This window comes from Winogradskyella sp. (assembly GCF_965228925.1).
Classification (GTDB): domain Bacteria; phylum Bacteroidota; class Bacteroidia; order Flavobacteriales; family Flavobacteriaceae; genus Winogradskyella.
This window is the reverse complement of the sequence record NZ_OZ245845.1, coordinates 2361425-2383450: the sequence shown is the minus strand read 5'-3', so window position 1 is coordinate 2383450 and position 22026 is coordinate 2361425. Positions and strand designations below refer to the sequence as shown.

The 22026-nt window shown below is 37.4% G+C and carries 15 protein-coding genes; 4 read left to right on the top strand and 11 right to left on the bottom strand.

Features of this window, described 5'->3' with window-relative positions; genetic code table 11:
- Positions 1–19 precede the first annotated feature (19 nt).
- The 3 genes from ACO052_RS09660 to ACO052_RS09650 all read right to left on the bottom strand — a co-directional run bounded on the left by ACO052_RS09660 (position 20) and on the right by ACO052_RS09650 (position 4372).
- Positions 20–1123, bottom strand: a complete 1104-nt coding sequence (locus tag ACO052_RS09660) for a glycosyltransferase family 2 protein (RefSeq protein WP_422107805.1) — start codon at positions 1121–1123, stop codon at positions 20–22.
- A gap of 7 nt (positions 1124–1130) precedes the next feature.
- Positions 1131–1748, bottom strand: a complete 618-nt coding sequence (recR, locus tag ACO052_RS09655) for a recombination mediator RecR (protein WP_422107804.1) — start codon at positions 1746–1748, stop codon at positions 1131–1133.
- Between the two features lie 83 nt (positions 1749–1831).
- Positions 1832–4372, bottom strand: a complete 2541-nt coding sequence (locus tag ACO052_RS09650) for a VPS10 domain-containing protein (RefSeq protein WP_422107803.1) — start codon at positions 4370–4372, stop codon at positions 1832–1834.
- Between the two features lie 79 nt (positions 4373–4451).
- Here ACO052_RS09650 and ACO052_RS09645 point away from each other — a divergent pair, with 79 nt between their 5' ends.
- Both ACO052_RS09645 and ACO052_RS09640 read left to right on the top strand, forming a co-directional pair.
- Complete coding sequence (locus tag ACO052_RS09645) at positions 4452–5915, top strand: sodium:solute symporter (protein WP_422107802.1); 1464 nt, start codon at positions 4452–4454, stop codon at positions 5913–5915.
- 122 nt (positions 5916–6037) lie between these two features.
- Positions 6038–9292, top strand: a complete 3255-nt coding sequence (locus ACO052_RS09640) for a VCBS repeat-containing protein (RefSeq protein WP_422107801.1) — start codon at positions 6038–6040, stop codon at positions 9290–9292.
- Between the two features lie 129 nt (positions 9293–9421).
- On the opposite strand, the gene ACO052_RS09635 is transcribed toward ACO052_RS09640, so the two are convergent.
- Complete coding sequence (locus ACO052_RS09635) at positions 9422–9784, bottom strand: CoA-binding protein (RefSeq protein ID WP_422107800.1); 363 nt, start codon at positions 9782–9784, stop codon at positions 9422–9424.
- Positions 9785–9883: 99 nt separating this feature from the next.
- Between ACO052_RS09635 and ACO052_RS09630 the strand changes: the two genes are divergently transcribed.
- Positions 9884–12355: a TonB-dependent receptor domain-containing protein gene (locus ACO052_RS09630; protein WP_422107799.1), complete on the top strand. Its 2472-nt coding sequence runs from the start codon at positions 9884–9886 to the stop codon at positions 12353–12355.
- 376 nt (positions 12356–12731) lie between these two features.
- On the opposite strand, the gene ACO052_RS09625 is transcribed toward ACO052_RS09630, so the two are convergent.
- A complete protein-coding gene (locus tag ACO052_RS09625; protein WP_422107798.1) occupies positions 12732–13301 on the bottom strand; it encodes a hypothetical protein in 570 nt (189 codons plus the stop codon).
- Between the two features lie 128 nt (positions 13302–13429).
- Between ACO052_RS09625 and ACO052_RS09620 the strand changes: the two genes are divergently transcribed.
- A complete protein-coding gene (locus ACO052_RS09620; protein ID WP_422107797.1) occupies positions 13430–13957 on the top strand; it encodes a hypothetical protein in 528 nt (175 codons plus the stop codon).
- Positions 13958–14062: 105 nt separating this feature from the next.
- Here ACO052_RS09620 and ACO052_RS09615 read toward each other — a convergent pair whose 3' ends face one another.
- From ACO052_RS09615 to ACO052_RS09590, 6 genes are all read right to left on the bottom strand, one after another.
- Positions 14063–14791, bottom strand: a complete 729-nt coding sequence (locus tag ACO052_RS09615) for an ankyrin repeat domain-containing protein (protein ID WP_422107796.1) — start codon at positions 14789–14791, stop codon at positions 14063–14065.
- Between the two features lie 155 nt (positions 14792–14946).
- Complete coding sequence (locus tag ACO052_RS09610; RefSeq protein ID WP_422107795.1) at positions 14947–16224, bottom strand: APC family permease; 1278 nt, start codon at positions 16222–16224, stop codon at positions 14947–14949.
- A gap of 83 nt (positions 16225–16307) precedes the next feature.
- On the bottom strand, positions 16308–17291 hold the full coding sequence (locus ACO052_RS09605) for a hypothetical protein (protein WP_422107794.1): 984 nt from the start codon (positions 17289–17291) through the stop codon (positions 16308–16310).
- Positions 17292–17511: 220 nt separating this feature from the next.
- A complete protein-coding gene (locus ACO052_RS09600; RefSeq protein WP_422107793.1) occupies positions 17512–19296 on the bottom strand; it encodes a serine hydrolase in 1785 nt (594 codons plus the stop codon).
- Positions 19297–19395: 99 nt separating this feature from the next.
- Positions 19396–19965: a helix-turn-helix domain-containing protein gene (locus ACO052_RS09595; RefSeq protein WP_422107792.1), complete on the bottom strand. Its 570-nt coding sequence runs from the start codon at positions 19963–19965 to the stop codon at positions 19396–19398.
- Between the two features lie 197 nt (positions 19966–20162).
- On the bottom strand, positions 20163–21932 hold the full coding sequence (locus tag ACO052_RS09590; protein WP_422107791.1) for an alpha/beta hydrolase-fold protein: 1770 nt from the start codon (positions 21930–21932) through the stop codon (positions 20163–20165).
- Positions 21933–22026: the final 94 nt, after the last annotated feature.

Here is a 22026-nt window from a genome sequence, read left to right as displayed (position 1 = left end):
TTTGTTGATTTTTTTTCATCTAAAAATCAAAGTCTATGACTTCTCCCTTACTGAGATTACTGTCACTTCCGAGGATAAAATTACTATTTTTTAATAATATTCGATACGTGTTTTGTCTTGTGCTATTGTAATGCTTCATATGGCCAATCATAGACTTATAGTCGAGATAGCTCTCATCAAAAACGATTTGAGCCTGACTTGGCATATCGGTTAGGTCTTTAGTAAATGTAATAGGCCGCTTTAACTTTGTTTTTAAGCCTTTAGATATGGTCTCAGACACCACAACACTTTTATTGACACCAATTGGTTGCATTTCCTTAACTGTTCCTCTTCTTGAAGCCAGTCTTAAACCTAGGTTAACGACTGCCGTGACTATAGCATTGTTTGCAAAGTGCTTTCTGTAAAAGATTTCCATTGCCTTATAAAATCGTTTTGCATAGATTTTATCTTTAAACGTACTTTCCCCCTTAAAGTGAATGATAGTCGTCTGCCCAAAATAATAATTTGTATATCCTAATTTTAGAATCCTATAGGATAAATCAATGTCTTCCCCGTACATGAAATAATCCTCATCAAAACCATGAACTTCGTTATAAACCGATCGCTTTAAAACCATAAACGCACCGACTAATACATCTGTTTTGCCAATGTCGTCAGGATGCAAGGTATTGGTGTAGTAGTTTTTAGTCTTTCCAATTAACTTTTGAAAGGCTACTTTAGGTGTCGGTACCTGTCGTTTGCTCTCTGGTAAAAACACCCCTCTACCGTCAATGAGTTGGCAACCCACTGCGCCAAGTTTTGTTTGAGATTCAGCAAATTGAAGCACCTTTACAAAGGTGTCTTCTGCAACCACGGTATCTGGATTAAGTATACATAGAAACTCCCCTTTAGCCTTGGCTACACCTATATTATTCCCTTTTGAAAAACCATAGTTTTCAGCATTCTCAATAAGTTGCGCAGAAGGGAATAAGTGTTTTACCATTTTACAACTACCATCAGAAGACTTATTATCCACAACAATAATCTCAGCCTCAATATCTTTAATGGCGGCTTCTACACTTTTTAGACAGAGCTCTAAAAAGTAACGTACGTTATAATTGAGTATGATGATGGACAGCTTCAAGATAAGCTTATGATTTTAAAGAGGCTTCAAATGGAACCCGGTCAATAATACTACGCCCTAAAGTAATTTCATCTGTGTATTCCAATTCATTACCAGCGGCTACGCCTCTCGCTATTGTAGAAGTCGCAATATCATAATCTTGGATTTGTCTAAAAATGTAGAAATTGGTGGTATCTCCTTCCATTGTTGGGCTCATGGCAAAAATAAGTTCTTTCACCTGCCCAGATTTAACTTTTTCAACTAATGAACTAATATTTAAATCCTGCGGACCTATACCATCAATTGGTGAAATTTTCCCTCCTAAGACATGATATAAGCCTTTAAATGAACTTGTATTTTCTATGGCCATTACATCTCTTATATCTTCTACGACACAGATGACTTCTCTGTGGCGATTGGGATTTTCGCAAATCTCACACAGTTCTTTATCACTAATATTATGGCACGATTTACAAAAATTAATTTCAGATCTCACCTTAGAGAGTGCCTCAGACAATTGCAGGGTCTGTTGTTCGGGTTGCCTTAATAAGTGTAATACCAAACGTAATGCAGTTCGTTTCCCAATCCCTGGTAATTGCGCCATTTCATTAACAGCATTTTCTAGAAGTTTTGAAGAAAATTCCATAAGCGCGAAGTTACTGATTTAAGAATAAAAAAAGCCCAATTGCAAGGCATTTACAATTGGGCTTTTTTTATTCTAACGTATTACTAGTTCAAAATCAGCTTTTTGGTTATTTCACCTTTGTTACTGTTTAATTTCACAAAATATAATCCTGAGGTAAAAGAAGACATATCTACCTTAAGTCCATCAAATAGATTAACCTTCTTACCATAGAATACGATTTTACCCTGAGCGTCGTATATTCTTATACTTACATCATCAGACTTATCCCATTTTAAGTTCACCTCATTTGTAGCAGGGTTTGGATACATGGTGAGGGCATTGAATTCAAAATCATTAACGCTTAAGGCCTGTTCATATACATCTGATCTCCACAATCCTCTACCATAAGTTCCGGCGTAGATCTTATTATCAACTGTATTGATCTCTAGCTCATTAATTCTTACGTTGGGCAGACCGTTATTGAACGGTATCCAAGTATTTCCTAAATCATTATCTGTATAATAAACGCCATAATTCATTCCCACATATAAGCCATCCTTCCCATTATCTTGCCAAGCCACGGCCTGTGCCGAAAAATTAGGTAAATCCCATGGTATTGGCGTCCATGACACACCATTATTAGTACTCGTATATACCCTTTCACTATTGGTAGTTACAATAGCAACTTTAGCCGGATCTGTAGGATGTACGGCAATGTAATTAATCCAACCACCATTGAGGTTAAGCGTAGTAAAATTCCAAGTCGCACCACCATTAATGGAATATCTGAATTGTCCATTGATAGCAAAATACATAACTTGATTATTAGAAGGAGCCACTTTAAAGTGATCTATATTAGTAGATACATTAGGAGAGATGGAAGACCAAGAAGTACCACCATCAACTGATTTATACACCTCGTCATAAGCCACATAAACCGTATTTTGATCAATAGGGTCCTGCTCAAAGGGCACCACCCAATTCCAATTGTTTTGTCCACCTTTTCCTTCAGGTTGTGCTATACCCAACAAATTACTTCCAAAAAAGTTGTATTCTGTCTTATACAAGGATCCAAATTGTGAGGTTCCGTACATAATCGCAGGGTTATTTTTATCTACAAAACTTTCCATACCATCTGCCCCTAGCCAATCGGTCCAATTACCATCTTCTCGCAATGTAGAGGTCCCATTATCTTGGGAGCCACCGGTAACAATAACGGGATCTGTTTGACTAACACCGATTCTATAAAACTGTCTAATACCCATGCCTGGGGTTAAATCTGTATAATAATTGGCATTGACATTTGTGGGGTTTTCAGCTCTAAAAATACCCCCGTCGGTACCTACAAGGAGCCTAGCATCTGGTCCTGAACCAGCAAAAAGCATAATATCTACATCTGCATGGCAATAGCCAATCCCTGAGCCTGCAGCATTGCCAGGAATCCATTGCGAGGTAATACTAAAGTTAGTACCACCATCTGTAGACCGCCATGTATTAATACCTGCGATGTGTACATCATTGGCGTCATTTGGATTTACCGTAATATCCATATCCCTTGGTGCCTGTCCTAAAGCATCAAGTCCGTTAGAATCATAACCAAAGAAATTTTTACCTCCATGATCTATTTTGGTAAATGATGCGCCACTATCATTGGACACATAAAAGCCGCCATAAAGACTTCCAGAAGCTTCTAATACATATACCACATTCGGATTATCGGCAGATACGCCTATCATCTTTGGTCCCGAACTGAACTGGTCACTACCCGAACCATTAATCTGCGAAAAACTTAGACCGTCATTTGTCGACACATAAAAAGCACTGCCAGAAGCATAAATCGTACTTGGATCTCCGGGTTTAAATTCAAAATCATAACCCGTACCAGTAGCCACAAAATAGATAGAACTCCATGAAAGCCCACCATCTATGGACTTATACAATCCACTCCCCTGCGTACTCGCATACATTTTCAAAGGGTTCGTTGGATGTATTAAAATCTTATTCACCGTACCACCTGGTAAGTTACTATGTAAAGCCCAAGTTGAACCGCCATTGGTGGACTTAAAAACTGAACCCCCAGTAGATCCCCAATAATAGGTCATGTTATCACTTGGATCTATGGCCAAGGCATATACATCGATATTTGAAAGATTATCTGTAAGAACGGCCCAGGTCGATCCTCCATCTGTACTTTTCCATACGCCACCTGTTTCTCCTCCAGCTATAATATGGTTGAGATTCCCCTCTTCTACCGCTATGGAAGTTATACGACCTACTCCTGGATTCCACCCAGAAGTGGCATCCCAATAAGTTGGTCCCATTTCTTCCCAATCACCAACTTCGGTTCTGGAGAATAGACCCTCACTATTTATTCTTGCATTGTAGTTTTGCAACTCGTCATAATAAAATTCAGCAGACTTTAGCATACCCGTTTCATCCATGGCGCGTTCGGCAAAATACTGCCAACGTTTAAAAGGTTTATATCCTGTTCCACGACCTCTGCCTATAGAATCAAAATGACTTTCTGCAACATCAACGATATGTTGAACTGTGTGCGTTCCTTCTGAAATCAACTGTCTGTAGTCCTGACCTGATACGCTAAAAACAAACAATAGGAATACTAAAAATGGGGTAATCTTTTTCATAAAAATGTATATTTAAGTAGCTTTTTTTTTCAAATGTACTATTTTTCGTAAATTTTTTTAAATCTTTCATAATTTTTATATGAGCTCCACTTCCATTTTACTTCTCATTATTGGATACTTTAGCATCCTCATTCTCATCTCGTATTTTACTGGAAAAGAAGATAGTAATGACGTTTTTTTTAAAGCCAAGCGGCAGTCGCCATGGTATGTTGTAGCTTTCGGTATGATTGGGGCATCACTTTCTGGTGTGACCTTTATTTCTGTACCTGGTTGGATTGATGGTTCACAGTTTAGCTATTTTCAGGTCGTTTTAGGATATATGGTTGGCTATTTTGTGGTGGCCTTTGTTTTAATGCCTATTTATTATAAATCCAATATCACTTCAATTTACGAATACTTAGAACAGCGTTTTGGTACCGTTAGTCATAAGACCGGAGCTTTTTTCTTTTTTGTTTCTCGCGTTTTAGGAGCTGCATTTAGATTGTTTTTGGTGGCCATTGTTTTACAGCAATTTGTTTTTGATGATTGGCACGTTCCTTTTGAGATCACGGTTATTATTTCAATCTTACTCATCTGGATTTATACCAATAAAGGAGGTATTAAAACCATTGTATGGACGGACACCTTACAAACCTTATTTATGATACTTGCGGTGATACTCTCCATATACTTTATCAATAAAAATATAGGATGGAGCTTTAGTGAGTTTTTGGCCTCCGATGAATTAAAAGCGTACAGCGATATTTGGGTCACAGACAGCATTCTGGAACGAAGCTATTTTTTGAAATCCCTCTTCGGTGGCATGTTTATTACCATATGTATGACAGGCCTGGACCAAGACATGATGCAAAAAAACTTGACCTGTAAAAGCCTTGGTGATGCCCAAAAAAATATGATTTCGTTTAGTATTGTACTTGTCGCTGTTACCTTTCTTTTTATGTTATTGGGAGCGCTGCTATTTATCTATGCAAAACAACATCATATTGAAGTTCCTTTAATGGACGGCAGTCCAAAAACGGATTTATTATTTCCGGAAATAGCCATAAATAGTGGTCTCGGAATTACACTCGGCATTACTTTTATGTTGGGGTTGATTGCTGCGGCCTATAGTAGTGCCGATAGTGCATTAACCTCCTTAACCACTTCTTTCTGTATCGACTTTCTTAGTATAGAGAAAAAGCCACAAAACGATCAATTAAAACTTCGTAAAAGAATACATATTGCTATGAGCGTGGTATTGATAATCACCATCATAATTTTTAAGCATATTTTGAGCCGAAACGTGATTGATAGCTTATTAACTGTTGCGGGTTATACTTATGGCCCACTATTGGGTTTATTTGCTTTTGGTATATTCACTAAATACCAAATAAAAGACAAGTATGTTTGGATGGTGACCCTTATTGCCGTGATCGTTACATCTATACTGGGAAGTATTCCATCAGAATATCTCGGAGGCTATGAGGTGGGCTACGAGTTATTACCTCTAAATGGTCTTATCACTTTCTTAGGATTATTATGCATCAAAAAAACCGATACATAAATTATCATCACTTTATCGATTAAATTTTGATTTTTGTCTTCTACTCAAAAAATGGATGAATTAATCGTTAAACATTTGTTAAAAAATTGTTATTTTAGCAGTAAGACTAACTAATAACTTTGATGAAAAAAACGCCAATTGTCATAGCAGTTTTGCTATTGCTGTTCAATTGTGACAATGACGAACAAAAGAACGTCCCAAAGGACAACCCCTATCTTTTTTCAAACGTTTCCTCCAAGGATTCAGGACTCGACTTCGCTAATATTGTTACTGAGGACACACAACATAATATTATCAGTTACATCTATTATTACAACGGTGGTGGTGTTGCCACTGGTGACATTAATAATGATGGGCTACCTGATTTATTTTTCGTTTCGAATAGAGACGACAATAAACTCTACCTCAATAAGGGCGACTTGACATTTGAGGACATTTCTGAAAGCGCCAAGATTTCTGGAAGTGCCAGCTGGCAAACAGGAGTATCTATGGTCGATATTAATAATGATGGATTTTTAGATATCTATGTATGTGCAGTTTCTGAGCTTTTAGATTTTGAAGGGCATAATGAGCTTTATATTAATAATGGAGATGGAACCTTTACCGAAAAGGCCAAGGACTATGGCCTAGATTTTAAGGGCTATTCTACCCAAGCGTATTTTTTTGATTATGATAAAGACGGTGATTTGGATGTCTATATCCTCAATCATGCCGTACACACCACTCTTTCTCATGGTCGGGCAGACTTACGCCACAAACGCGAACCACTAGTTGGCGATGTTTTATTAAAAAACGAAAAAGGATTCTTTAGCGATGTGAGCGAAGCCGCAAATATTTATGGAGGATTAAATGGCTATGGCCTAAGTGCTACAGTGGCGGACTTTAATAACGATGGTTGGGATGACATTTATGTTTGTAATGATTTTCATGAAGATGATTATTATTATGTAAACAACCAAGATGGCACATTTTCAGAACAACTTGGCAAAGCTTTCACCACTATAAGCCGTTTTTCTATGGGCAGTGATGCTGCCGATATTAACGGCGACGGTTATCAGGACCTAATGACCTTAGATATGTTGCCAAAAGATGAGCGTCTATTGAAGGAAACTGAAGGTGATGACTCCATGTTTAACCTACAACTACGCCTTAATCGATTGGGTTATAAAGACCAATATTCTCGAAATATGTTACAGGTTAATCAATCTGGCAGCTATTTTCAAGAAACCGCTTTAATCAATGGAGTGGCAGATACCGATTGGAGCTGGTCTCCTCTTTTCGCAGACTACAATAATGATGGTCATCAGGATTTATTTATTTCTAATGGTATACTCAGACGACCGAATGGGCTCGATTTCAAAAAATACATATCTAGTGCTTTTAAAGGACGTTCGGAAGCTGAAGGCCTAGAATGGCTGTACAACTCCATCAGTGAAATGGTTAGCGGTAAGGTCACTAATGAGGTATTTAAAGGAAATTCTAAAACTTTTGAGAATAAAACGGGCGACTGGATCGAAAACCGACCCAATTTATCGAATGGTGCTATTTATGTCGATTTGGATTTGGATGGTGATTTGGATTTAGTCACCAATAATTTTGGTGAGACAGCTGGACTCTATGAAAATACTACCAATGGTTCAAAAAACTACATCATCCTAGATTTTGAATATAAAGACGCCAATAAGGAAGGTTTGGGCACCAAGGCTTTGGTATATAATAATGGTAAATCCCAACTTAAGCAGCTCTTCAAATCAAGAGGGTTTTTATCATCATTAGAAAGCACATTGCACTTTGGGTTAGATCATGCAGACCATATAGATTCTATACAAGTAATTTGGCCAAATAATGAGGTACAAACCATAAGCAATCCAAAGATCAATCAGTTTTTAAAAATCGCTTATAGTCCATCAGCTATGTTATTGGATAATGTCACTAGTTCTGACACCCCAAAATTATTTAAGGAAGCGGCGCTCTTAGCGTATACACATGAAGAAGATAACTATAACGACTTTGCAGAAGAAAAATTAATTCCTTATAAAATCTCAATGCAAGGACCTGCTGTAGCTAAAGCGGATATAGATGGTAATGGTTATGAAGATTTGTATATCGGTAATGCCTCGGGCAAAGCCGCAGTACTGTATATGAATTCTGGCTCAGGTTTCAGCATGTCACCGCAAAAAGGGTTTAAAGACGATGCCGCCTATGAAGATAATGATGCCGTATTTTTTGATGCCGACAATGATGGTGACCTGGATCTCTATGTAGCTTCTGGCATCAACGAATCAAAAAATGAAGCCTTACAAAATGATCGATTATACCTTAATCACAATGGCCAATATACGAGATCTGAGTATCAAATTCCAGACAACACATTAGTGACCTCTACGGTGAGGGCCTACGACTACGACAATGATAAGGACGTCGATTTATTTATAGGTAATTTGGCCAATGCCAATGACTTTGGTAAAACTATAGAGTCCTATATTTTAGTCAATGATGGAAAGGGTCATTTTTCGAAAGATTCCAATTTCGAATTAAACGCTAAGGTTAATGATGCACGATGGGAGGATCTTAATAACGATGGTATTAAAGATTTGCTTGTGGCCACCGACTGGGACCAACCTAAGATTTACAGTAACCGCTCAGGTCAATTAGAACTCATGGATACCCCATCAAACACCAATGGCCTATGGCAATCGATTTCGACGTTTGACATTGATAATGATGGTGATCAAGATATCCTTTTAGGAAATTGGGGAACAAACACGAAGTTTAATCTTAACTTTGATGGCCCGTTAATGATGTACCATAACGATTTCGACGAAAATGGAACATTCGAAACCTTAGTAGCTTATAATAGTGATGGCGTCTATTATCCATTGAATTCTAAAGACGAGCTTGTTGCCCAGATGAACATTGTTAGTAGAATTTATACAGATTATAAAAGTTATGCAGGCAAGCCCATCAACAAAATCATTAGCCCAAAATTTTTAGAAGAGGCTACGAAGTACAGAGCCGATATCCTGTCTTCTGGTTACTTAAAAAATGACAATGGGAGCTTTAACAGCTATGTCCCTTTCCCTAGGGCATTTCAATTGGCACCGATCAACACCTTTGCTCAAATTGAAATCAATGGAGATTTACAGTTACTCGTTGGGGGTAATTCCTATAAAGTAAACACCTATCACGGATCTTATACAGCTTTAAAGGGGCTCTTAGTACGTGATACATCTAGTTTTAATCAGGCCTCTGAATATGGCATAGGACCTTTTAATGGTCAAGTCAAACAAATTGAAACCATAGAAATGAAAGACAAGAATTTGGTCATAGTGGTCTTCAATAATGATGATTTAAAAATGTACACGTATCAGAAGTAGATCATGACCTTAAAATGCTCTAGACTTTCCATTCGAGAAGCTACCATAAGTTGCCGCAAAAGTTAGTCTTGACAAAACCAAGCCGTTACACCGTAGTCAACTCGAAAGTTTGTTTTCAAGTAGTCAAACTCAATATTGATTAGTACTCAATAACACCAAAGTGCAGGCCACCTCAAAAGCAATATTATGATCTTTAAGTAATTGGTAGAACTCTGGATTTTCTGTGCCAGGATTAAAAATAACACGCTTAGGTTTTAATCCAATGATGTAATCATAATAGGCCGATTGTCGCCGTGGATTAAGATATAATGTTACGGTATCTATACCTTCATAAGGCAATAATTCCGTATCAATATCGACATCACTCACCTGACCAGGCTTTATTCCAAAGGCCACAACCTCATGCTCATGATTACGTAATTTATTAATTGCTAAGTTAGAATAACGCCCTGCTTTTAGAGACGCTCCAACAACTAGTGTTTTTTTACCCATATGTTAAAAAGATGTTAAGAACTGTTAAAGCGAGTAACATGATGTAAAAATAGTCGTCTAGAGTTAAAGAAACTATCAATCAATCAAAAAACGAGCACAATGAAGTATATCTTCTTAATGCTTATTATGGTCTCATCAACCATTTTAAGCGCCCAACCTAGATCAAATTCTGATATTAAAAATGGTTCTATTTCAGGACGCGTCATGGACGCGCAACTCAACGAACCTATGCCTTACGTCAATATTATCGTAAAGGATGCTAATGATAAAGTCATCACTGGAGGTATTACCGACAGCAATGGTACTTTTAACATAAAAAAGATTCCCGAAGGCCTCATAAAGGTAGAAATCACCTTTATAGGTTATAAAACTATTGTCAAGCAGGAAACCATTGGCAAAGGCAGTTATAACATCAAAATGGGAGATATCCGTCTCGAGGAGGATGCTGCTAATCTTGATGAAGTTACCGTAGTGGCCGAAACCTCAACCATTCAACAAAAAATAGACCGCAAAGTCATTAATGTGGGGAAGGACTTAACCACTGCCGGCCCAACAGCTTCTGACATTATGAATAATATTCCAACCGTAAATGTTGATGCCCAAACTGGTGATATTGCCCTTAGAGGTAACCAAAATGTACAGGTGATGGTCGATGGAAAATTATCAAATATTCCACCGGCCCAATTGTTGAGACAAATTCCATCCACATCGATTAAGCAAATAGAATTGATTACCAATCCATCTGCGAAATATAATCCAGACGGGATGAGCGGAATTATCAATATTATACTCCACAAAAATGTCAATATAGGATTTAATGGTAATCTCAATTTTGGATTAGGTTACCAACTTGAACCAAAGTTCAATAGTTCCATAGACATGAACTACCGAAATAATAAATTGAACTTTTATGGTAGTTATGGAAACAATATTGCAGATCGGCAAAATTTTATTGAACTGGAGCAGGTAGAAACAGGGTTAACTCAAGATATCGATTTATTGGATAGAAGTAATTCGCATCTCTTTAAATTTGGAGTCGATTATTATATTAATGAGAAAAATACCTTTTCGGTATTTACCAATCAAAATCTTTTTGATGGTGGCGCTTTAGGTGAAACTGCCTTGTTATTTGAAGACCCAGCTGATAACCAACTTCAAGTGATTGACAACAATAATGAAAATCACAGTCAGCAATACAATATCAATTATAAGCTAGACTTTGATAAGGAAGGCCATAATATTGAACTGGAAACTGATTTTAACCTCTTTGATAGCGATGTAGTTACCTTTAACCGTTTTACAGGTGCAGGTGTACGACCCAACTTCAATGAATTTACGGATACCGAGCGTGATCGTACAACGATTAACTTAGACTATGTAAACCCCTTGTCTGAAAAAGCAAAACTCGAAGCTGGTTTGCAGGCCAGATTATTCACTACAGACCTTAGGTATAATTCTAACGCCAGAGTACAGGATGAATTTGGAAACTATATCCCGACCTCAACGTCATTTGATTACGAGCGTAACATCTATTCGGCCTATGTAAGCTACAGTAAACAACTTGAAAAATGGTCTTATAAGTTAGGCCTTAGAGCGGAGACCGTAAACGTCACTACTTTTGCTGTGGATACCGACTTAACCGATAATACGGTTACCGAGTTTCCTTTTGAAAATGATTATACACAAGTGTATCCATCGGCATTTGTAACCTATAATCCAACCGAAAAGAACTCCTATCAATTTAGCTTTAGTCGACGCGTAGACCGTCCGGGCGTAGGACAAGTCAATCCTATTCCCGAGTTTAACACGCCGCTCATATCTCAATTCGGTAATCAGGAATTAGAACCGCAGTTCACAAATTCAATTGAAGTCAATTATACACGAAATTTCAAAAAAGGGAGCCTTACTGGTGGTGTCTTTTACAGATTAATTGAAGACGAAATCAACCAAGGCGTCTTTGTTGATCGATCAGCACTTGGTTCTGGACGCGTTATCCTACAGATCGATAATTTTGATAACACCTCGGCTTTCGGTATGGAATTGTCGAGTAACTATAGACCCACAAAATGGTGGAGCTTTAATGCGAGCTTTGATATGTACGGTCGTACACAGAGAGGATTTGCAGAATCTTTAGATCCTACCATTGAAAACCCTACTGAAGATGATATCGTATTACAAAATACAGAAGTAGATAACCTTATCATCAACTTCAGGGTATTTAACAACTTTAAGGTGACTAAAAAATTATCATTATCGGCCTTCGCCATGTACCGTGGTAAAGATACAGGTCTGAATTTTGAAGTCGACCCTTTGTATTTCGTTAATCTCGGTTTGCGTTACAGTTTCTTGGAAGACAACAGAGCCACGTTTAGCCTCAACTTTAATAATGTTTTTGATACCCAAGAGGTCAATATTTTGAGTGAGCGTCCATTTAGACAGGAAGCTGAGTTTATCCCTGAATTTAAGACCATTTTTGCGAGTTTAGCCTATCGCTTTGGTGGTGGTAAATACAGAGCTAAATCGCGTAAGCGTAGAGATAATGATGAAAAATCTGGAGGAGGATTTTTATAAAAATAATACCCTAAAAGTGCAACATTTGTATAAAAATGAAGTCTTTATAGTGTAGAACATAGCTTAGATATTTAATAGTTTACATAAATAGTTGATGGTTAGTGTTAATGTTTAACTATTAGATAAGAAGACCCTGACAGCCCTAGGTTCGTCAGGGTTTTTGTTAAATGCACGTTAAATATGTTAATCTTTGAAATAAAACCGAAGGTACTACGTCTATATAGGTAAGATAAGTTTTAAGTAATAATTGTTATAAGATAGTTTATGTTTTATAATAAAGTGTTAGTTAAAGTTGGTTAATAGCTGAAAAGCCCGGACAATTTTAGGTTGTTCGGGCTTTTTTAGCTATAGGTGCAATTATTAGTTCATTCATTTCTTACTTCAATTTAAAAGATTCCAATGTCCTTATTTCAGGGTTGATTAAATCCGTAATTATACTATCATCGCTAGAATACAAACCTGAAATGATTAACGAATATACATTTGTCCCTCTTCGCGTAATATAAAAGATCCCATTGGGCATATTGTCATAGGTTCGTAACGCATAAAAGTTTTGATCGCCTTCAAGGTCGATATCTTTTTCCTGTAATTTCATATCGCTCCATTTATTACCAACCAAAAACGCCGATTTAGTAATATTGAAACTTTCTTTTCCTTGGCTCGTACTCGATGTTGTTTCAATCGTAATTGAATAATACAGTGGATCATAAGTTTCAGACTCCAGTAATTCGTATTCGTAGACCAATTCTTTTGTCCCGTCAAAAAAATTAGATGTATAGGCTCTTTCGTAGTTGCCGCTTCTATCGAGATTTAAATCAGGATAAAATTCTAATAATTCATCGATATTGGTGATTATATCATACGCCTTCCAGTCAATATTGTCATTGGTAGTACAAGAGTTAAATACAAAAAGAAAAACAGCAAGATTAAAGTATATTTTTCTCATAACAATTTAGTTCAGATTACAAACAAGGGTTTTGCTATGGGAAGATAGCAAATTGCCATGGATTCACCATTGTTAAAAAGTGATGACATTTTTAAAACGAAACGATGGATTAGTAAAACATTAAACCAATGAAAAAATATTATGTATTTCTTGTTCTTACTATCCTACTATGTAGCATAGGATGCAGCAACTCTGATGATAGTATGGATCCACCATCATCAAACAACGACAGAACCATAAGTTTTAATGGTGGGATGGCCATTGAAATTGACACACTTCAAGGCCAATTTGTTAACACTTACCAAGAAAGTGCAACGATTTCCGGAAGCTTTTCCGCAACCAATTTTACCACTGGGCAAACGCTGCTTCTTTTTCTTTATGATGATGATGAAAACAGTTTCCCGTTTACAAATAATGGCGTGTTTCCGATCAATTCAGATCTCATCAGAGCCACTGCACGATACACCGAATTTAGTGGTACAGATATCCAAGCTAACTCTGGTTCCGTAGCAATCAGCGAATACAGACGCATCGATGAACCTAATCGTACACTATTTGAAATTTCAGGTACCTTTGATTTTACGGATGGATCGGAAAGCGTCAACGGTAGGTTTGACAATATCCGACTTGTATTGTGCGTGGAATGTAGTGACTAGAATACTAGCATATTTGAACTAAAGGCGCGTCCAAAACATAATCGGCATGCGCCTTTTATGATTTTAAGTAACTTATAACTAAACGATTATGGCTTTCTGTCTTTTTCATTCAGGCAAGTAATCCCCAATTAAATTCCAATCCATAGCGTTGCCCCAACCATGGCCGTGGTCACTAATATTTTTGGTTTTATGCCCTTCAGCAACTGTATGTTTACCATAAGCCAGTAATGCTAATATTCTTCCAGGCCTGAGGTGCTCACTTGCCCAAGTCAAGGGGGAATCGCCGTTGGCATCTTTAGCTTCTTTATCCGCACCGTTATCGATTAAAAATTGAATGGTTTGCTCATCGGCATAAGCCGCTGCTCTATGGAGCGGGGTTTCCCCTTTAGTGCGTACATCTCTCATAAAAGCTCCAGTCTCTACTCCTGGAAGTGTCTTGGCATTGACATTAGCGCCTTTTTCAACAAGTAGTCTAACAACAAAGAAATAATATGGGCGACCTGCTTTGGCCAATGCATTGTGCAATGGTGTTTCATTGGTAACATCCACATGATAATTAACATCAGCACCTTGATTAATTAGAAAGTCGCAAACTTTCCAGTGTCCAAAAAAAGCAGCATTTCCTAACTCATCATTAATGTTTATACTCTCTAATGTACCACCATTTTCTATTACTGCCCTTAACCCTGTAACGTCATTATAATAAACCAACCATTGAAGTGGTTTAACATGACCCTTAGTTAACAAAGTTTTCCAATCGCTTTGTTGTATTAGCTTAATAATGAAATCTGTTCTTCCTCGGCTAATTAATTCAAGTATTTTTGACGCTTCCAATGGGTTATTTTTATAATTTATAAAGATATTCTTAACTATTTTCGGGTAAGGACAGGCCTCCGGATAGTCCAATAGTTATAGGAATCGGGATTCCCTTGTAGCTAAAGTTAATCAATTCGAATGACAATGACCGGCTGGTACTAGGTATTATCACCCTAGCTGTTGGACTTAGCTTTTTTGTAGAGCCATTCTATAATAAAACATATGCCGACTAATGATATGGCAATGATAACACCTGTTTTGTTAGTTGTCATTTGCTGACTTATCAGAATGACTAATGCCATCAAACAAAGCAAAAATCCAGCCAATGGAATCAACTTATTGCCTTTTATTTCTTTGTTCAATTTAAACCCAGCATAGTTTACAATTGCAAAAATCAATAAAAAGCCAACACTTCCTGCCGTAGAGATACTTTCAAGTTTTAAGAGGTTTGCAATGATTAAAGTCGCTACTGCCGTTATCATTAAGCCTATAGGTTGATTCCATAATTTACTTGTTAAATGGTGAGGAAGTTCATCATCTTCGGCTATTTCATAACTCACGCGACTGCCCCCATATAATGACGCGTTAATGGCTGAAAATGTAGAAATTAATGCTGCTATCGTAATAATTGTAAAACCAATTTTCCCTAACATGGGTTTGGCAGCTTCGGCCAACACATAATCTTCAGCGCTTGCAATGTCATTAAAAGGTAGAGAGCCCACGGTAACCACAGCAATAATAATGTAAAGTAATATGACAAATACGACAGAATAATAGTAAGCCCTTGGAATATTTTTCTCGGGATTTTTAATGTCGGGTGCGGCATTGGCTATTAACTCAAATCCCTCATAGGCCACAAAAATAACCATCCCACCTGTTAAGAGTTTTAGCGGTGCTTCCCAATTAGCTACGGACAGTTGCGAAAGATTTGGATTCCCGAATAACCCATAAATCCCAATAGCAATGAACGAAAGAAGAATAACAAGTTTAATCACAACGGCATAGGACTCGATCAGTCCCACAACTTTAATACTGTAATAATTTATTGTGGTTGCCAAAACGATAATGAGACTTGTATATATATGAAAATCCGTTGATTTATCGATAATCAAAAACAGGTTTGGCGCATAGGAACCGAATGCTGAGGCGTATAGGGATAGCATAATGATATAACTCATCCAAAGCAGATTATTTATGCCACCGCTAAAAATGGTCTTGCCAAAGCCTTGATTGACAAATTTCACTGTTCCCCCACGATCAGGATAGGCTACTGAAAGCTTTACATAGCTATAAGACGTAATTAAAGCCAAAATTCCCGCAAACAAAAAAGCAATAGGTGTACCTCCTTGAGCAAGTGAGACCGCTAGGCCTAAGACAGCAAAAATTCCACCGCCAACCATACCGCCAATCCCGATAGACATGGCTTCTTTTAGTCCTATTTTTTTATTCACAAGTACATTTTATGTTATATAGAATAACACCGAGCTTTATAACTTGAATTCGATGTTCTTTCTCAAAGTTTATTGTACATCATCTAGTGTTTCGTTTGCTTTAGTATCCAATCCATAAGTTCACCTTTATTTATGGCATCCCATGTGGTGTCTGGTGTCTTTTTTGGTGAGGGGTTATCTTCGGGTTGCAAAACAATGAGTTCCGTATGTTGATTTCCTGCAAGTTCCAATTCGGCTAAAAGTCCAACCATATCAGGTGAATTATTTTCGTACAAGGTCTTAAGGCGTTCTTCTAACCAATATTTTATCGCGGGTTCTATATAGACTCTAACCACATAATTTGTATAGAGCTTTATGTTTTCATTCGCCTCGTCGAAGTAACTATAGGTCGAAAAGTCGTTGTAGGCCTCAGGAGTATTTTTAGGTGTACCCCCTAAGTGCGTTTCTAACATGTAATTGACAAATTTTGGCTCCCATAAATCATTTCTATTGTTTCTTATTTCACGATCATACTGGTGCCATTTCCTTATCCAATCTAATATGGAATTGCAAATGACTATACCTTTGATGTTCAGCTGAAATTCATAGGCCTCCTCTTTCATAAATTTAATATGCCGCATTGCTCTATGACCTCCTAAACCTATACCGATGAAGAAAACATTGTTATTTGGCAAGTTCTGCTCGGCAAAAACCTGTTGTATGAGCTGATGTGTAGAAAGTGCTGATGCCTTAGAAAAGTAAAAGTCGAAAGGAATCTCTGTAGAAACAGACAGTACGGCAAAGTCTTTTTCTGAAGCCAGTTGATACATCTGTTTTGCACTTCTATTCTTTTTATCGTAACCAGAGTCTTCGAGAAAAATGAGGACACCTTTAATGGTTTCTGCTTCGGGTAACATTAAGGTATACCCTTTTTGAATATAGGGTAAAACATCTTTTTCGGTCTTACCAATCTTTAGATAATCATTTTTCTTCGGCGCATAGTCTTCTACGAGATCTTGTGACCATGAAGGATTGCCGTAAGCAGTATATACAATCAGTAATAGCAGTAGCTTATGTATTTTGGTCATAGGTGTTTGTTTTTTGATTAAACCTAAGGATTTTGCATACGATTTGTTTTGGAAACGGATGTATCATAGCTCTAGCCTTGCTACCAAGATAACCAATAAGATTGAAATTTAGAGATGAGTTGAGCAGCGATTAGCTGTACATTACAAATCCTATACGCCTTCAAGACTAAGTTGCCATGAATTGGCTTAATCAGGAATAGCTGCCCTCGACCATAGACATTTAGTCAGTTTTGATTTCATTCTCATTAAATTTCCTAAGCCGAGCTAATTTTATAAAACAAAAACTCAAAACACATAACCATAGTGTCCAACCTAAGAATAAAGCCCTCTGTATTAAACCCCAATAGTTATGAACAATCTCGGGAATTGAAGGTCTATTAACAACCATGATTATAGAAACCATCATAAGAAGTAGGCAAACACATGATAACCATCTTAATCTGAACAAGGCTTTTTTCTTCCATAGAATTATGGCCAATAAAGGTCCGGGAATTACGAATAGAATTGTATTTATAAAAATTTGATACAAAGCCTTTGGGAATGGCCATAAAGTAGAACCAATAAGCGATATTGGGATGGCGCATATAGGAATTAAAGGCAGAATACTGAAGTTCAATCGTCGACTGGTTTTATAGAGACTTGCTATGAAGGGTAGACAAAGCATTGCAACTATAATCTGAATGCCTGACATAAAGGTACCCGAACCGCTATAGAAAGCATCCAAGCTTGTAATACCATCTTTTACAGCACTATAATTTCCATACAAAACCCCCGAAATAAATGAACCCGTCCAAAATACGAATACTATGATATATCCTAAATAAAGTAAGTTTTTGGTTGTTATGTAACTGCTAAATTTCAATTTAAGCATTAGGAAAAAAAGCAAGCCAAAACCAAAAATGAGTAAAGCCTGTACAACTCTATTCATAGAAATGTCAAAAGGTTGGTTATAGTATATCTTTAAGACATTCTCAAGAATCTCTTCTTTTCTTAGGACTATGCCATTAGTGGCATAAGCAATGGATAAACCGTCTTGTGGGTCATAAAATAAACTTGATTCAGAGGCTATAAAGCCCCCTGTGTGGCCATAAGCTGTTTTCATTCCTTGAAAAGAGGTCTGCATCATACCTAAACCGTAGAATTCATTTTGTGGAATCATTACGTCCAAACTTTCTTTTGTAATCAATTTTTCCGAAAATAAGCCCTCAATAAAAAGGGTCATATCATGCGTTGTTGCAACTATTCCTCCTGCTCCTGCAGGAATTAAACCGCTAAATTCGCCTTCATCGACCGTTGTCCATCGCTTTTTACGCTTATATGAAAAGGCTTTATTTTCAATACTATCCAATGCTCCCACTCCAAAATAGGTATGTTTCAATCCAAGTTTTGATGAAATTCTGTTTGCAAGCGATGTTTCGTAGGGACTGCCGTCAAGCTTTTCAATAATATAACCTAGAAGCAAGTAGTTGGAATTGCTATATCGAAAGTCTTCATTGGGTCTAAAATCAGGTGTATACTGTGCTATATGATTCACCATAAAATTTTGGGTCAAAGGCTCATTAATGTTTGCATCCCAATCCTCAGCGCTATCATTTTGAATGAAATCATGGATTCCACTTTTATGGCTTAGCATATCTTTTATGGTAATGCTGTCTGCATTGGGAATTTGAGGATAAAAATCAATTAACCTTGTATCTAATGACAGTTGTCCTTCTTCAATCAATTGCATAATCATGGTTGCCGTATACAGCTTGGTTACAGACCACACTCTATAATTAGTTTTTATATCGGCTTCGATTTTTTGCTCACCTTTTATATAGCGATAGCCAATTGCTTTTGAATACACTACAACTCCATCTTTTGAAATTGTAATGCTTCCCATAGCTTCATGGCGTTTCTCGAGTGTGTCAAAGTACTTATCTAGTTTATCAGTGTTTAGCTTTTGGGAAAATGAAGGATGGTACGTTAAAAAGAGTAGGGCTAATAAAAGAACCTTTGATGTCATATGAGCGGGTTTTAAATCACTCAAAAGTAGGACTACAAAACGCTAGAATTCCGAAAAGTCACATGCAATATTTACGACATTTTTATGACAAACGCTCTATTATAGGATATCCGGAAAGAATTTTAGCACTTCTCTTTTTTTGACGATATCAATGGCTGTGCGAATAACAATAATGATATTTACTATGGCAATCATACTATAGCAAATAAATACAGGCAAAGGGATTGCTCCATTTCCTCTTCCCGTAGTTAAGAAAATAATAACGGTTAAAAAAAATAAAATCAACGTAGTTACAATTTGAAAACCGATAATCTTTCGACCTATACGACTTACATTTTTATTGGCCTTATGATAAAGACATATTAAGGTTGGCAAGATAATATTGCCAAACGGGACAAGTAATACGCTTAAAACACTAAAGTTCAAAAGTTTTACTTTGTTTAAGTCACTTTCTGCTTTCGAGTCTTGACTTTCTTTTAAAACAAGTAAATCTTGATCTTGGACATTAAGGACTTTAGCCAATGCTTTTATGGTGTGCGGACTACCCGAGGCCAATCCTTTTTCAATACGCTGTATGGTACGAATCGAGATTCCCGATTGCTCAGAAAGCTCCTGCTGCGTTAGGCTTTTATTGATTCTAAGATTTTTTAATATATTATCTTCTTTCATTGTTTAAGAGCTTATCATGAATGCCAAGAGTATCGACTATGGTAATAACTTAGGTCCTTTTCCACTAGGATTTAAAGTTAATTAATTCATTTGAACTTCCAATTAGAGAATTCATGAAGCCTTAATGCACTTACTACATTTGAATAGAAAACCGCTTAAAACTGTTATCCTCCGAGAAAATAACGAAGTAAGCAAAATCAATAGCGCCAACTTTTTAAATCTGCTCCTTTTGGGGCAACCTTATCAACCTTTTCCAAATACTTTTTGATAAACATACGGTGATATCGCAAACGACTTATATGATTGCCATTATCGTGATCGCCATTCCAACAGTGTTCTGCCCGATCCCCATAATCCACTTCACCATTGTAATGTGGAGCTGTGGTTTCTGATAAGATGTTCTCCGTGAGATATACCGCGTTATTGAGGTAATAATTGTCCATATCCCCACAATACAAATGGATTTTATGCTCCCAATCCTTACCGTGTTTTGGCCAATCTCTTTTTAAAATATAAGCGAGGTCATAATTTTCTTTCCAGTAGGCAGCTACCTCTTTATCAATCTCTCCAGTAAGGCGGTCCCAGATTCTTTTAGGATAGCCCTCTTCGTTTATAGGCGAATAGGTGGCCTCCCAAATATCCCATTGCTGTCCTGACCGCGCTTTTGTGCCCAATACCAATTCCCGGTAATTCATATCTCTTAAGGTCGCATCTACATTACCTAAATAATCACGATGACCGGCAACCAGGGTTTTTCTAAATGTACCTTCTTGATAATAGGCATTCTCGTCTTCGTAGATATTGACCAAACAATAGGCTCTAAAATCAATAGGATCGGGACAAGCCGCAAAACACATCCCATATTCGTTAGGGTATTTGACCTGAACGGCAAGCGCCTCCCAACCTCCAGTGCTTCCACCGTAAACAAAGCGGGACCAACCTTCTCCTATGCCTCTAAATTGTTGCTCGATATAGGGAATGAGTTCGTAAGTAATGGCATCGCCATAAGGGCCTTGAGCTGCACTATTAACCGCATAAGAATCGTCATAATACGGCGTAGGGTGTTGGATTTTGATAGCAATAACTCTAGGGAAATTGGGGCCTGTCCAAGTTTTATAAAAGTCATAAGCCTCTTGCTGGACAATCAAATTATAGCCCTCAACATCAAATCGCTCACTGTATTCAGGTTCTAGATTTGGATCGGGTGGACTCGTTCTAAATCCACCAAAATCATTAGGAAAATGCCCATGCATAATCGCAAGTGGATACTTTACATTGGGATGCGTTTCCCAGCCTTCAGGTAACAATACATGCGCGCCCAAATACATATCTCTTCCCCAAAATTTACTCAATAGCTCACTTTTGATTTTTATGTGCTTCACATACTTTGTATCCTCAGGTTCAGTAATTGGGGGTATTTTCTGATCCAATTTTATGCTAAGCTCAGGGAGCTGTCCATTACTTATCGTGACCTTTTGGGGCGTCGAATAAAGATTGCCTGGAGCACGGTTCCACTGCTGCCCTTCTCCTCTATCCATAGGCAATTTAACGACGTGCCCATCCGCCCGATGAAAGGTTTCATACTTGTGAAATACCACTTGCACGAAGAACTCACCGGATGGTAACTCTAAAAAACTACGGACGGGATATCCAAAGGCTTCCCCATCGAATTGTAGAGGTGTATCGGGTTTCCAGTCTTCGACATCCATACCAAAGCCTTGGCAGGTTTTGGAGTCATCTCGCAACTGAAATCGGGGTTCGGTTTCCATATGTTTTGAAATCAATAGAACTAATCTCCCATCCAAAGTATCTTCATAATGATCTGCCGGAAAGGGAATCTGAATGTCTACCGAGGCGCTAGAATCAGTAGTCTTATCTTTTCTATCGGAGCAAGAGAAGACACAAAAGGTAAAAAGGAAAACTACGGGTAAGACTACTTTTATAACCGTATTATTTAAGGTTGTCATGTTGCTATTGTTTTGAAATATGATTGACTGGCATTTCGAAAGATACAACTAAACTTGATGTTTGTTGTTATTTTTGTTCAGTTAGTCATAATGA